Source organism: Micromonospora sp. DT68 (genome assembly GCF_049847245.1).
GTDB lineage: Bacteria > Actinomycetota > Actinomycetes > Mycobacteriales > Micromonosporaceae > Micromonospora > Micromonospora profundi.
Genome location: NZ_JBNCNZ010000028.1, coordinates 41,702 through 54,659 on the forward strand (window position 1 = coordinate 41,702; position 12,958 = coordinate 54,659).

The 12,958-nt window shown below is 71.6% G+C and carries 12 protein-coding genes and 1 pseudogene; 7 read left to right on the plus strand and 6 right to left on the minus strand.

From position 1 onward, the window contains the following. Nucleotides 1–33 precede the first annotated feature (33 nt). From ACPXB1_RS29470 to ACPXB1_RS29495, 6 genes are all read left to right on the plus strand, one after another. Nucleotides 34–2,601, plus strand: coding sequence for a sensor histidine kinase (locus ACPXB1_RS29470; protein WP_355631389.1), 2,568 nt, complete (start codon nt 34–36; stop codon nt 2,599–2,601). Between the two features lie 92 nt (nt 2,602–2,693). Continuing rightward, nucleotides 2,694–3,116, plus strand: a complete 423-nt coding sequence (locus ACPXB1_RS29475) for a roadblock/LC7 domain-containing protein (RefSeq protein ID WP_053657058.1) — start codon at nt 2,694–2,696, stop codon at nt 3,114–3,116. 5 nt (nt 3,117–3,121) lie between these two features. Beyond that, on the plus strand, nt 3,122–3,508 hold the full coding sequence (locus ACPXB1_RS29480; RefSeq protein WP_053657059.1) for a DUF742 domain-containing protein: 387 nt from the start codon (nt 3,122–3,124) through the stop codon (nt 3,506–3,508). After that, the gene (locus ACPXB1_RS29485) at nt 3,489–4,100 is read left to right on the plus strand and encodes a GTP-binding protein (RefSeq protein ID WP_355594418.1); all 612 of its coding nucleotides are present in this window, start codon (nt 3,489–3,491) and stop codon (nt 4,098–4,100) included. Before ACPXB1_RS29480 ends, ACPXB1_RS29485 begins: the two co-directional genes overlap by 20 nt. A gap of 96 nt (nt 4,101–4,196) precedes the next feature. Continuing rightward, on the plus strand, nt 4,197–4,532 hold the full coding sequence (locus tag ACPXB1_RS29490; protein ID WP_355594420.1) for a YciI family protein: 336 nt from the start codon (nt 4,197–4,199) through the stop codon (nt 4,530–4,532). 94 nt (nt 4,533–4,626) lie between these two features. Beyond that, complete coding sequence (locus ACPXB1_RS29495; protein WP_425736081.1) at nt 4,627–5,841, plus strand: RNA polymerase sigma factor; 1,215 nt, start codon at nt 4,627–4,629, stop codon at nt 5,839–5,841. A 79-nt stretch (nt 5,842–5,920) separates the two neighbouring features. Here the strand turns inward: ACPXB1_RS29495 and ACPXB1_RS29500 are convergent, their stop codons facing one another. After that, nucleotides 5,921–6,769 carry a LysR family transcriptional regulator gene (locus ACPXB1_RS29500; RefSeq protein WP_425736078.1) on the minus strand — a complete coding sequence of 283 codons (849 nt, stop codon included), beginning with the start codon at nt 6,767–6,769 and terminating at the stop codon, nt 5,921–5,923. A 95-nt stretch (nt 6,770–6,864) separates the two neighbouring features. Here ACPXB1_RS29500 and ACPXB1_RS29505 point away from each other — a divergent pair, with 95 nt between their 5' ends. Next, nucleotides 6,865–7,596 carry an SDR family oxidoreductase gene (locus ACPXB1_RS29505; RefSeq protein WP_355594424.1) on the plus strand — a complete coding sequence of 244 codons (732 nt, stop codon included), beginning with the start codon at nt 6,865–6,867 and terminating at the stop codon, nt 7,594–7,596. A 10-nt stretch (nt 7,597–7,606) separates the two neighbouring features. On the opposite strand, the gene ACPXB1_RS29510 is transcribed toward ACPXB1_RS29505, so the two are convergent. The 5 genes and pseudogenes from ACPXB1_RS29510 to ACPXB1_RS29530 all read right to left on the minus strand — a co-directional run bounded on the left by ACPXB1_RS29510 (nt 7,607) and on the right by ACPXB1_RS29530 (nt 12,347). Further along, entirely contained in the window at nt 7,607–8,383 is a 777-nt protein-coding gene (locus ACPXB1_RS29510) for a hypothetical protein (RefSeq protein ID WP_355594426.1), read from the minus strand. A gap of 81 nt (nt 8,384–8,464) precedes the next feature. Continuing rightward, the gene (locus ACPXB1_RS29515) at nt 8,465–8,935 is read right to left on the minus strand and encodes a YfbM family protein (protein ID WP_425736079.1); all 471 of its coding nucleotides are present in this window, start codon (nt 8,933–8,935) and stop codon (nt 8,465–8,467) included. An 89-nt stretch (nt 8,936–9,024) separates the two neighbouring features. Further along, nucleotides 9,025–9,210 carry a DUF397 domain-containing protein gene (locus ACPXB1_RS29520; RefSeq protein ID WP_355594429.1) on the minus strand — a complete coding sequence of 62 codons (186 nt, stop codon included), beginning with the start codon at nt 9,208–9,210 and terminating at the stop codon, nt 9,025–9,027. Then, a pseudogene (locus tag ACPXB1_RS29525) lies at nt 9,201–9,344 on the minus strand (XRE family transcriptional regulator); the annotation flags it as partial. The pseudogene ACPXB1_RS29525 and the gene ACPXB1_RS29520, both read right to left, overlap by 10 nt. Before the next feature lie 150 nt (nt 9,345–9,494). After that, on the minus strand, nt 9,495–12,347 hold the full coding sequence (locus ACPXB1_RS29530; protein WP_355594431.1) for an aconitate hydratase: 2,853 nt from the start codon (nt 12,345–12,347) through the stop codon (nt 9,495–9,497). Nucleotides 12,348–12,958: the final 611 nt, after the last annotated feature.

Below are 12,958 nucleotides of genomic sequence, written 5' to 3' on the forward strand. Positions count from 1 at the left end.
GAGCTGAGTCAACGCCCGGCCTGGGACGGTTCAATGCGTTCTCGCGGTACGAGTATCCGCACCAAGGTTGTCGCCCTGCTGCTCTCCCTGGTCGCGCTCTGGATGTTCGCGGCGTGGATCACCTTGCGGGACGGCTTCAACCTGCTCGGTGTCCAGGTGATCAACAGCAGGGTCTATGCGCCCAGTGAGCCGCTGCTGCAGGAGCTTCAGTTGGAGCGGCGCCTGACGCAGGCGTACCTGAGCAACCCCAGCGCCGAGCAGCGCGCGGCGCTGGAGGCCGAGCAGCGCAAGGCCACGCAGCTCGCCGAGAAGTTCGCCGACTCGGTCCGTCACTGGCAGGTCGACGTGGCCGGCAGCAAGGCCCTCGACGCCCAGTTGGATGCCTCGATCGCCCAGATCGGCGCCCTCGAGCAGACCCGCGCCGAGGTGCTCGGCCGCTCGATCGACAGGGTCTCCGCGGCCGACGCCTACACCGGCGCCATCGAGTCGATCTTCCAGATCTACGACGTCACCGGCAGCCTCGACGACAAGGCGATCGCCGCCGACGCGGCCGCCCTGATCCAGCTCAACCGCATGAAGGAGCTGATCTCCCAGGAGGACGCGCTGCTCAGCGGCCTGTTCGGCAACGGCCGGATGAGCGGGCCCGAGTACGCCCGCTACGTCTCCCTGGTCGGCGCGGAGCGGTTCCTCGGCGAGGAGACCCGCTCCCGGCTCGCCGACGCCGACCAGCGCCGCTACCAGCAACTCGTCGAGGGCGAGGCGTTCACCAGGCTGCGCGCCGTACAGGACAGCATCATCCGCGAGGGCCGACCGGCGACTCAGCTGCCGGTCAGCGCCGAGCAGTGGCGCGGCACCGTCGAGCCGGCGCTGGCCGAGGTGAACGACGTGGTCGTCGCCGGCGGTGAGGGCATCGTGGACCGGGCGACCGGCGTGGCGGTGATGGTCGTCGTCCGGCTCGTGCTCGCCACCGGTCTGGGTCTGCTCGCCGTCATCGCCTCGGTCGTCGTCTCGATCACCACGGCCCGGACCCTGCTGCGCCAGTTGGAGAGGCTGCGCCAGGCGGCCTGGCAGCTCGCCGACGAACGGCTGCCCCGCGTGGTGGAACGACTCGGTCGCGGCGAGGAGGTCGACGTCGCCACCGAGGCACCCCCGCTGGAGTTCGGCACCGACGAGATCGGCCAGGTCGGCAAGGCGTTCAACGCCGTCCAGGAGACCGCTCTGCGCACCGCCGTGGAGCAGGCCGAGCTGCGTCGCAACGTCCGTGACGTCTTCCTCAGCCTGGCCCGGCGCACCCAGGCCCTGGTGCACCGCCAGCTCACCCTCCTGGACGCCATGGAACGCCGCGAACACGACGCGGAGGAGCTGGAGGACCTCTTCCGGGTCGACCACCTGGCCACCCGGATGCGGCGCAACGCCGAGAACCTGATCGTGCTCTCCGGCTCCACCCCGGGCCGGGCCTGGCGGCGCAACGTTCCGATGGTCGACGTGGTGCGCGGCGCGGTGGCCGAGGTGGAGGACTACACGCGGGTCAACGTGCTGCCGCTCGGCCCTGTCTCGCTCGCCGGCCGGGCGGTCGGCGACATCATCCACCTGCTCGCCGAACTCATCGAGAACGGCCTGTCGTTCTCGCCACCGCACACCACAGTGGAGGTCCGCGGTCAGCTGGTGGCCAACGGGTTCGCCATCGAGATCGAGGACCGGGGTCTCGGCATGAGCGAGGAGGACCTGGCCGCCGCCAACCACCGCATCGTCGACCAGTCCGAGTTGAACCTCGCCAACGCCGCCCGGCTCGGGCTCTACGTGGTGAGCCGGCTGACCGAACGGCACGGCGTGCGGGTCCGACTGAAGGAATCGGCGTACGGCGGCACCACAGCCGTCGTGCTGATCCCGCTGGAGCTCGTCACCGAGAACGGGGTCGCCCCGGAGGACACCGGCACACCTCCGGCCGGGACCGCCATCGCGCTGCCTGCGGCGCCGATCTCCGGTGCCGGCGACGCCGGCAGTCCCGCCCTGCGCTCGCCGGTCGCGCTGGCCACACCGGCATCGGACCCGACCGCGTCGGTCACCAACACACCGGAAACGCCGCCGCTGGCGACACCGGCACCGGCCGGCAGCGCCGCCGACCAGGCCGACGGGGACGTCGTACTCCCCACCCGGCAACGGACGACCCCGCCCCGCGGGCTGCCGGAGCTGCCCACCCGGACCCGGCGCCCCCTGGGTCAGTCGGCCCTGGAAGGGCCGACTGTCGCCACCGGCCTGCCCGCTATCGATCGCGCGGAGCCGGCGACCGGCCCCGGCGAACCGGCCGCCGACGGTGGCCCGGTGCCGGCCCGGGCGGAGACCGACCGGACCGACTCCGGCCTGCCGGTACGGATCCGGCAGGCGAACATCGTGCCCGAGCTGCGCGACGACCCGGCGGCGACGGAGTCCGACGAGGAGGACGTGGTACGCCCGCCGGAGCAGGTGCGCCGGATGATGAGCTCCTACCAGAGCGGCACCCGACGCGGTCGCACCGACGCGGCACGACTGCTCGGCGGGGCGTCCGGCGCCTCGCCTGCGGCGACGCCCGAGCCGACCGACGAGGAACCGCAAGCCACCTGACCGAGCGTCGGCGCTGCGGTTTCCGCGCGGTGTGACGGTCAGACCCAAGACGAGTACGGCGCAAACTGCCGGGCGAGAAGAGGACGACGAAAGTGGCCCAGAAGACGGCTTCGAGTGCCGACCTGACGTGGTTGCTGGACGATCTGGTGGGGCGGGTGAAGCAGGCCGAGCACGCGGTCGCGCTCTCCTCCGACGGGCTGTTGATGGCTTCCTCGCAGGGATTGAGCCGGGACGACGGCGAGCACCTCGCGGCGATGGCCGCCGGCATCCAGAGCCTGGCCCGGGGCGCCGGCAAGCGCTTCGGCGGCGGGCAGGTGCAGCAGACAATCATCGAGATGCAGTCGTCCTTCCTGTTCGTCACCGCAGCCGGCCGAAACGCCTGCCTGGCGGTTCTGGCAAGCGAGGACGCCGACGTCGGCCTGATCGCGTACGAGATGGCGATGCTCGTCACCCGGGTCGGCAAGTACGTTGCCTCGCCCTCGCGGGACACCGCCCAGCCGGCCGGCGAGAGGTAACGGCAATGACGGTGCAGGGAGAGTCCGCGGACCACCAGTGGGTGGACGACCATGCGGGCCCGGTGGTCCGCCCGTACGCGGTGACGCGCGGGAGGGCCCGCCCGGTCACCGGCACGTTCGACCTGATCTCCCTGGTCACCGCGACCCGAGCCGACGTCACACCGGAGGCGGGCCTCGGACCCGAGCACCTGGCGATCGTCGGCCTGTGCCAGCGAATACAGTCAGTCGCCGAGATCGCCGCCCACCTCGACCTGCCGGTGGGCACCATCCGGGTCCTCCTCGGCGACCTCGCGGCCCGCAGCCTGGTGCAGGTACGCGAACCACAGACCACGGCCGGTCTTCCCGACAACAGCATCTTCGAGGCGGTAATCAATGGACTACGGGCACTCTGACCGGCCGGCGGGAGCGACCCCACTGCCCACCGCGATCAAGATCCTGGTCGCCGGTGGCTTCGGCGTGGGCAAGACCACGATGGTCGGTGCGGTGAGCGAGACCCGGCCGTTGCGCACCGAGGAGGTGTTGACCGAGACCGGGGTCGGCATCGACGACCTGTCCGGGGTGGAGGGCAAGACCACCACCACGGTGGCCATGGACTTCGGCCGGATCACCATCAGCGACGACCTGGTGCTCTACCTGTTCGGTACGCCCGGGCAGGACCGGTTCTGGTTCGTGTGGGACGAGTTGGCGTTGGGTGCCATCGGCGCGGTAGTGCTGGCCGACACCCGCAGGTTGGCCGACTGCTTCCCCTCGATCGACTACTTCGAGGGCCGCGGCACCCCGTTCGTGGTGGCGGTGAACTGCTTCGAGGGTGCCCGGAACTACCGGCTCGACGAGGTGCAGACCGCGTTGAACCTCGACCCGGGCGTGCCGGTGCTGCTCTGCGACGCCCGCCAGCGCGAGTCGAGCAAGGAGGTGCTCGTCACGCTGATGGAGCACGCCATGAAGACCCGTGAGGCCCGGCGCCGCGCCGCCGCTGGCGACTGACCGGGAATCCGGGGAAAATTCTGTCGGCCTCGCTGTCCGGTACGGCCCCGGCCGACCGTCATGCTGACGAAACCCGGACACACGAGGGAGCGTCAGTTGAAGTACATGATGTTCGTCTGCACCGACAGCGAGCCGGACACCGACCCGACCGAACTACCCGACGTCGAGAAGTGGGTGACGGACAACGACGCCAGTGGTCGCCGCATCACCGGCGACCGACTGGCGCCGGCCTCGGCGGCCACCACCGTCCGGGTACGCAACGGTGACCTGCTCGCCACCGAGGGGCCGTTCGCCGAGACCACGGAGGTGATCGTGGGCTTCGACCTGCTGGAATGCGCCGACCTGGACGAGGCCATCGAGGTGGCCCGCGCACACCCGATGGCACGTGAGGGGCGGCTGGAACTGCGCCCGCTCATGATCCTGTCCGACTGACCGGGTGGCCGGGACCGACGACGACCCGGCCGGCCGGCACGACCCGGCTGGCACGGGTACGCACGCCCCGGCCGACGGACACGTCAACGGGGGTGTGGCCGCGGCGGCGCAGGCCGCCGCGGCCGCCGGCGTGCACGCGTACCCCAGGATCGTCGCGACCCTGATCCGCGTGACCGGCGACTGGGCGCTGGCGGAGGACTGCACCCAGGAGGCGCTGACCGCCGCCCTGGAGCGCTGGCCCGCCGACGGCGTGCCGGCCAACCCGGGCGGGTGGCTGATGACTGTCGCGCGCAACCGGGCGATCGACGTGCTGCGCCGGGCCGCCGTGGAGCGCCGCAAGCTGCACGATCTGGCGGTCCTCAGGCCGACCGACGGGCAGCCCGAACCCGAGGCGGGGGAGGACGTGGTGGACGACCGACTACGACTGATCTTCACCTGTTGCCACCCTGCGTTGGCCATCGAGGCGCGGGTGGCGCTGACGCTGCGGACCGTCTGCGGCGTGCCGACCACCGACATCGCCCGACTCCTGCTGGTGAGCGAATCGACGATGACCCGACGGCTGACCCGTGCGCGGACCCGCATCGCGCAGGCCGGTATCCCGTACCGGGTGCCGAGCGGGCCGGCCCTGACCGAGCGGCTGCCCGGCGTCCTCGCCGTGCTGTATCTGCTGTTCACCAGGGGCTACCTCCCCGACGGCGAGCCGGCCTTCGCCGACGAGGCGGTCCGGCTGGCCCGGCTGCTCGACGCCCTGATGCCGGGGCACTCCGAGGTGGCCGCTCTGCGGGCGTTGATGCTGTTGCAGCACTCCCGGCGCGACGCCCGCCGCGACGGTGCCGGTGACCTCGTCCCACTCGACCGGCAGGACCGCCGCCGGTGGGACCGCGCGGCCGTCGCCGAAGGGCTCACCGCGCTGGCCCGGGTCCGGGACGACGGCCCGTACGCGTGGCAGGCCCGCATCGCCGCCTGCCACGCCACCGCAGCCAGTGCCGAGGAGACCGACTGGCCGGCGGTAGCGCGGGCCTACGACGCGCTGGCAGCCCTCGGGTCGTCGCCGGTGGTGGCGCTCAACAGGGCGGTGGCGTACGGCTATGCGTACGGGCCGGAGGAGGGGCTGGCGGCGCTCGACGCGGCACGTGCCGGCGGCGCCCTGGACGCTCATCCCCTCGCGCTGGCGGTGGAGGCCGACCTGGTGGCCCGGCAGGGTGACAGGCCGCGTGCCGCCACCCTGTTCCGCCGGGCGGCAGAGGCGGTGGGCTCCATTGCCGAGCGTCGCGCATTGCTGACCCGGGCCGGCGAACTCACCCCGTAGCCGCCCGGCCGGCCTGGCCTGCCCGGCGTGCAGGCCGGGACGGCTCCCTACGGGACGTCGGCTACCGGGTGGGCCGGCGTCACAGGCGGGTGGCGGTCCGAACGAGGCTGGCGATCGCCCGGGACCGGCTGTGCGGCGGCCAGGCGATCACGGTGGTCACCGCTGGCGCGTCCGGCACCGGCACGGCTGCCAGATCGGCGAGCAGCAGCGACCGGCAGGACTCCGGCAGCACCACTGCGGCGCGGCCGAGCGCGATGAGCTGGAACAACTGGGCGTGGTCCCGGACCTCGGGGCCCGGACCGTCCGGATACGACCCGTCGGCCCGGGGCCAGCGCGGCATCGGCAGGTCGGGCAGCGCCTGCACCTCGGCCATCCGCAGGTGTGACCGCCGGGCCAGCGGATGGCCGGCCGGCAGGACCGCCACCTGCTGCTCGGTGACCAGTTCCTCGGAGTCCAGGCCGGTCGTCGAGTCGAATGGCAGGTGCAGCAGCGCCACGTCGGCCCGTCCGTCGCGCAGCAGCCGTTCCTGTTCGCCGATGCCGCACAGCAGCACCTCGACGGGGACCGCGTCCGGCTCGACCGCGTACGCGTCGAGCAGTTTCGGTAGCAGCTCGCTCGACGCGCCCGCTTTTGTCGCCAGCACCAGCCCGGGGGCGCCGTCCGTGGCCTGACCGGCGCGGCGGGTTCGTCGGTCGGCGGCCTCCACGGCGTCGAGAGCGGCCCGACCCTCCCGCAGCAGCACCGCACCGGCCGCGGTGAGCGTGACGCTGCGGCTGTCCCGTTCCAGCAGGGTCACGCCGAGACGCCGTTCGAGTTGCCGGATCGCCCGCGACAGCGGCGGCTGGGCGATGCCGAGGCGGCGTGCGGCCCGGCCGAAGTGCAGCTCCTCGGCCACCGACACGAAGTAGCGAAGCTCCCGCGTCTCCACCCCGCCACCGTACCGCCGGGTCGATACCCGTCGGGTATCGCCCGCTACCGAAGCGGTGTTGGAGGGTCGCGCGCCGCGCGGACAGGATCGAGACCATGAGCGAACGGACGATCGCGCTGGTGACGGGCGCGAACAAGGGCATCGGGTACGAGATCGCGGCCGGCCTGGGGGCGCTCGGCTGGCGGGTGGGAGTCGGCGCGCGGGACGAGCAGCGTCGGGAGGCAGCAGTGGCGAAGCTGCGCGCGAACGGCGTGGACGCGTTCGGCGTACCGCTGGACGTGACCGACGACGCGAGCGTGGCAGCCGCCGCGCGGCTGCTGGAGACAGAGGGCGGCGGGCTCGATGTGCTTGTCAACAACGCGGGCGTGACCGGCGGCGGGCGGCAGCGGCCCGGTGACGTCGACTTGGCGGCCGTGCGGGCGGCCGTGGAGGTCAACGTGATCGGCGTCGTACGGGTCACCGAGGCGATGCTGCCGCTGCTGCGCCGCTCGGCGTCGCCCCGGGTCGTCAACATGTCCAGCGGCGTCGGCTCACTGGCCCGGCAGAGCGCCTCGGCCGGCGAACACCAGACGGGGCCGCTGTCAGTGGCGTACGGGCCGTCGAAGACCATGCTCAACGCGGTGACCGTCCAGTACGCCCGGGCGCTGGCCGGCACGAACATACTGGTCAACGCCGCCTGCCCAGGTTTCACAGCGACCGACCTGAACGGCTTCCGGGGCGTGCGGACCCCGCAGCAGGGCGCGGCGATCGCGGTCCGGCTGGCGACGCTGCCCGACGACGGGCCTACCGGCGGCTACTTCGAGGACGCGGGCGTGATCCCGTGGTGAGGGTTGCCCGTCAGCACCACATCACCGGGTTGCCGGTGGTCACCGACGCCGCGCACAGCCGGCGTAGCGGCTCCACGATGTGGGCGAAGTCGTCGCCCGACCGGCTCCGGGTACGCACGGCGAGCCGCTCGGGCGGCGGCCCACCGTGCTCGCCCACCGGCCGCATCGCCACCACGGTCCGCGTCCCGCCGACGGTGAACTCCACCTGGTCGCCGGGCAGCGGACGCTGGATGAACCGGGTGGCCCGGAACAGCGTGACCGGCGGGTCGGCGCGGTCGAGGACGAAGAAGCCGTCCCTGTCGACTCCGGCCTGAAAGGCTGGGCCGAACATGAACATCCCGTCGTAGACCTCGACGTACTGCATCAGCACCCGGCCGGTCGCCTCGTCGATCAGCTCGACCTCGTCCGCGATCCGGGCGGTGTGCGCGAACGCGTCCAGCTCGGCGAGCGCGACTGCGGCCCGGTCCGCAGGCAGCGAACCGCCGTTGTCGCCTGGGAGCGCGGTGGCGAGCGTCGGGAACCGCTCCGGGCCGGCGGTGCGCAGCGCCTGCTGGAACAGTCGCACGCCGGCCCAGTTGGACACGTGCTCGCTCGCCTGCTCCATGGCCTCGTGCGGGCACGCCTGCGCCAGCCAGGCGTCGAACGTTTCGTGTGCGGCCCGGTTGCTCTCCCACGGCCGCAACAGCGCGAGCCAGCCGTCCTCGTCGTAGCCGACCGGACCGACCGGGCACGGCGAGGCGAGGCCGTCCTGCCAGCACCGGCAGTACACGAACGCGTCGAGTCCCACGCCGGCACGCTACCGGCGTCCGCCCGGCGCCGCGCGCCGGTTTTCCGGCGGTTCAGGTGCCGCGCGTCGATTCGCGGCGGCTCAGGTGACGGCGAGCAGCACGGCGTCTCCGCGCGCCGCCGCGTCGCGGTAGAAGTCGCGCAGCGCGGCGAAGTTCGGCAGCAGGTAGTTGTCGAACTCGTCGTCGCCGTCGTCCCAGATGTGCGGGTAGATCTCGGCCTCGGACATGGCCGCCGGGTCGAAGCGGGCCCGCAGGGTCGCGTCGTCCACCGCGTCGAGCCCGGCGGCCACGACGCGCACGGCGTCGGGCATGAGCAGCCGGGCCGGGCCCATGCCGAGGTCCGGCCCGATCGGGTCGCCACCGACGATCGCCGGCCCGGCGTCGCCCCGGACCTCGTACGTGGTGCCGTTCAGCAGGTAGTGCAGGCCGTGCCACGCCTTGTCGAGGTCGAGCTCGTCCGGGCCGCCCTGGAACAGGGTGCCGACCTTCTCCGGATCGGCGAGCACCGCCGCCAAGTCCTCGGTGGACAGCCGACGTGCGTTGAAGATCATGCCCATGGGGTTGCCTCTCGGGGTGCCGGTCGGAATCGGCGGCAGCGTAGCGCGAGCGCCCGACAGGCGTGCCACCATCGGCGGTCGGCTCAGCGGCGGGTCAGCGTCAGGAACCGGGTCCACGCGGCCGGAGTGAAGGTGAGCACCGGGCCGGCCGGGTCCTTCGAGTCGCGTACGCCGACCACGCCGGGCAGGTTGGCGGCGACCTCGACGCAGTCGCCGCCGTTGCCGCCGCTGCGGGTGCTCTTGCGCCACCGGGCGCCGATCAGGTCCATGCCGCCGCCGCTTCCTTCAGCAGTTCCAGGGTCCGCGCGCGGGGCAGCGCCTCGCCCCGGCTGCGTTCCCACCGACGCTCCAGCGTAGCAATTTCCGAGGGCTGCTCGATGATCTGCGCGCGGGCCTGACTGTCCCGATCGCGATCGTGCGGCGCTTCCTGTGGTTCCTGCCGCTCACCGACTCCGAGGCACGCGCCGTCGCGCTCCGGCTGCGATGACCACGGTACGGCGAGGGCCGCTCCCCGCCGGAGCGGGGAGCGGCCCTCGTGACAGCCGTACGCGAATCAGTTGGCGATCATGCGGCGCAGCACGTACTGCAGGATGCCGCCGTGCCGGTAGTAGTCCGCCTCACCAGGGGTGTCGATCCGGACCACTGCCTCGAACTCCACGCCGGTGTCGGTGGTGACAGTCACCGTGCTCGGGGTGTCGCCGTCGTTCAGGGCCGTCACACCGGTGATGGTGAACATCTCGGTGCCGGTGAGCCCCAGCGACTCGGCGGTGGTGTCCACCGGGAACTGCAGCGGCAGCACACCCATGCCGATGAGGTTGGAGCGGTGGATCCGCTCGTACGACTCGGCGATGACCGCCCGGACACCCAGCAGCATGGTGCCCTTGGCCGCCCAGTCCCGCGACGAACCCGACCCGTACTCCTTGCCGGCCAGGATCACCAGCGGGATGCCGGCCTCCTGGTAGGCCATCGAGGCGTCGTAGATCGAGGTCTGCTCGCCGGTCAGGTGGTTGACGGTGAAGCCGCCCTCCACCCCGGGCACCAACTGGTTGCGCAGCCGGATGTTGGCGAACGTGCCCCGGATCATCACCTCGTGGTTGCCCCGGCGGGAGCCGTACGAGTTGAACTCGTGCCGCGGCACGCCGTGCTCGGCCAGGTACGTCCCGGCGGGGGAGTCGGCCTTGATCGAGCCGGCCGGCGAGATGTGGTCGGTGGTCACCGAGTCACCCAGCTTGGCCAGCACCCGGGCGCCGGAGATGTCGACGACCGGCTGCGGCTCGCGCTGCATGCCCTCGAAGTACGGGGGCTTGCGCACGTAGGTGGAGTCGTCCTCCCAGGCGAACGTGTCGCCGGTCGGGGTGGGCAGCGACTGCCACCGCTCGTCACCGGCGAAGACATCGGCGTACGCGGCGCTGAACCCGGTCGCGCCGATCGCCTGTGCGATGACGTCCTGGATCTCGGCGCTGTTCGGCCAGATCTCCCGCAGGAAGACCGGGTTGCCCTCGCTGTCCTCACCGATCGGCTCGTTTGCCAGGTCGATGTCCATCGTGCCGGCGAGGGCGTAGGCGACGACAAGCGGCGGGGACGCCAGGTAGTTCATCTTGACGTCCGGGTTGATCCGGCCCTCGAAGTTCCGGTTGCCCGACAGCACCGACACCACCGACAGGTCGTGCTCGTTGACGGCGGCCGACACCTCCTCGGGCAGCGGGCCCGAGTTGCCGATGCAGGTGGTGCAGCCGTAGCCGACCAGGTTGAAGCCGAGCTTGTCCAGGTACGGCGTCAAGCCGGCCCGCTCGTAGTAGTCCATGACGACCTTGGAGCCCGGGGCCAGGGTGGTCTTCACCCACGGCTTGCGGCTCAGGCCCTTCTCCACCGCGTTACGGGCAAGCAGGGCCGCGCCGATCATCACCTGCGGGTTCGACGTGTTGGTGCAGGAGGTGATCGCGGCGATCACCACAGCGCCGTGGTCCAGCTCGTACTCGACGCCGTCCGCGCCGGTCACGCGGACCGGGTTGGTGGCCCGGCCGCCCGCGCCGACCGCAGCGGTCTCCAGGTCGCGCGGCTCGTCGGCCGGGTCGCTGAACTCGTTGGCCGGCGGGTCGCTGGCCGGGAACGACTCGGCGCTTGCCTCGTCGGCCGGGCCGTTGGCGCCGCGCGGCAACTCCTCACGGGCCACGCCCGGCTTGAGGTCACGCTCACCAGCGGAGTCGTCGGCGACGTAGTCGGTAAGCGCCGAGCGGAACAGCGTCTTGGCGGCACCAAGCGGCACCCGGTCCTGCGGACGCTTCGGGCCGGCGAGCGACGGCTCGATGGAGCTGAGATCCAGCTCCAAGCGCTCCGAGTACGCCGGCTCGGCCTCCGGGTCGTGCCAGAGGCCCTGCTCCTTGGCGTACGCCTCGACGAGCGCGACCTGAGACGCGTCGCGGCCGGTCAGCTCCAGGTAGCGGATGGTCTCCGCGTCGATCGGGAAGATCGCCACCGTGGAGCCGTACTCCGGGGACATGTTGCCGATGGTGGCCCGGTTGGCAAGCGGCACCGCGCTCACGCCCGGGCCGTAGAACTCGACGAACTTGCCGACCACACCGTGCTTACGCAGCATCTCGGTGATGGTCAGCACCAGGTCGGTCGCGGTCGTGCCGGCCGGCATCTCGCCGTGCAGCTTGAAGCCCACCACCCGGGGGATCAGCATGCTGACCGGCTGGCCGAGCATCGCGGCCTCGGCCTCGATGCCACCGACGCCCCAACCCAGCACACCAAGGCCGTTGACCATCGTGGTGTGCGAGTCGGTGCCGACAACCGTGTCCGGGTACGCCTGGCCGTTGCGCTCCATGATCGTACGGGCCAGGTACTCGATGTTGACCTGGTGCACGATGCCGGTGCCCGGCGGGACGACCTTGAACTCGTTGAACGCGGTCTGACCCCAGCGCAGGAACTGGTAGCGCTCCTTGTTGCGCTCGTACTCAAGCTCCACGTTGCGGGCGAACGCGTCCTCGCGGCCGAACAGGTCGGCGATCACCGAGTGGTCGATGACCAGCTCGGCCGGGGCGAGGGGGTTGACCTTCGTGGCGTCGCCACCCAGGTCGCGTACGGCCTCACGCATCGTGGCCAGGTCGACCACGCAGGGCACGCCTGTGAAGTCCTGCATGAGCACCCGCGCCGGGGTGAACTGGATCTCCACACTCGGGGCGGCGGTGGGGTCCCATCCGCCGAGCTGACGGATGTGGTCGGCGGTGATGTTCGCGCCGTCCTCGGTCCGCAGCAGGTTCTCCAGGAGGATCTTCAGGCTGTACGGCAGTCGGTCTTGCCCGTCCACCTTGTCGATCCGGAAAATCTCGTAGCTCGCGTCTCCGACGCGTAGCTGGGTCTTCGCACCGAAGGTGTCGAGGCTCGCCACGTCGTACTCCTTCACACCAGCGACCGTGAGTAGTCCTGAGCAGTCTGTCGTACCGGCCGGGGTGCCGCCGAAGTTAGGGGACACTTATCAGCCGATCCGATCTCGAATAAAACCGTACGTCCGTCTTGCTAGTTACGCAACCCGGGCGGCCTCTGTCGCCCTCCTCACCCCTAGCCTCCTAGGACGCACTGCAGGGTGTGTGCGGTGCCTCCGATCGTGGGCCGCAGACGGTGGCCATCGCCAGCAACCCATCGGGTACGTGGCCTCGCGGGCGATCCCGTTCGCTCGTACGGTCGGACTTCTCGCGGCGGTCAGCGCGCTGGATCGCTTCACGACAGCCACACGCTGAATCGTTTACGGCATCAGCTCCAAAGGGGCCGGCGGACCATGTGGTCCCGGCCGTGCTCGCGGCCGGCTGGCTGGCTGGCTGGCTGTATGACGGTGAAGGGCCGGGCCCTGGGTGGGTCCGGCCCTTCGGGTCGGTGGGCCACGGGGTCGCTCGTTCTCGCCGCCGGCTGACGTGCATGACGAAGGGCCGGTCCCCTGTGTGGGGTCCGGCCCTTCGGTCGTGCGTGCGTTGTGGTGTCAGCTGGTGGCGTAGCCGCGGGTGGCGATCCAGTCGGCGA

Bases quoted from the DNA above. Each gene is read 5' to 3' on its own strand.
- ACPXB1_RS29505 (WP_355594424.1), top strand. From the start codon at position 6,865: ATGAGCGAACGGACGATCGCGCTGGTGACGGGCGCGAACAAGGGCATC.
- ACPXB1_RS29485 (WP_355594418.1), top strand. From the start codon at position 3,489: ATGGACTACGGGCACTCTGACCGGCCGGCGGGAGCGACCCCACTGCCC.
- ACPXB1_RS29515 (WP_425736079.1), bottom strand. From the start codon at position 8,935: ATGATCTTCAACGCACGTCGGCTGTCCACCGAGGACTTGGCGGCGGTG.
- ACPXB1_RS29470 (WP_355631389.1), top strand. From the start codon at position 34: ATGCGTTCTCGCGGTACGAGTATCCGCACCAAGGTTGTCGCCCTGCTG.
- ACPXB1_RS29520 (WP_355594429.1), bottom strand. From the start codon at position 9,210: ATGGACCTGATCGGCGCCCGGTGGCGCAAGAGCACCCGCAGCGGCGGC.
- ACPXB1_RS29480 (WP_053657059.1), top strand. From the start codon at position 3,122: ATGACGGTGCAGGGAGAGTCCGCGGACCACCAGTGGGTGGACGACCAT.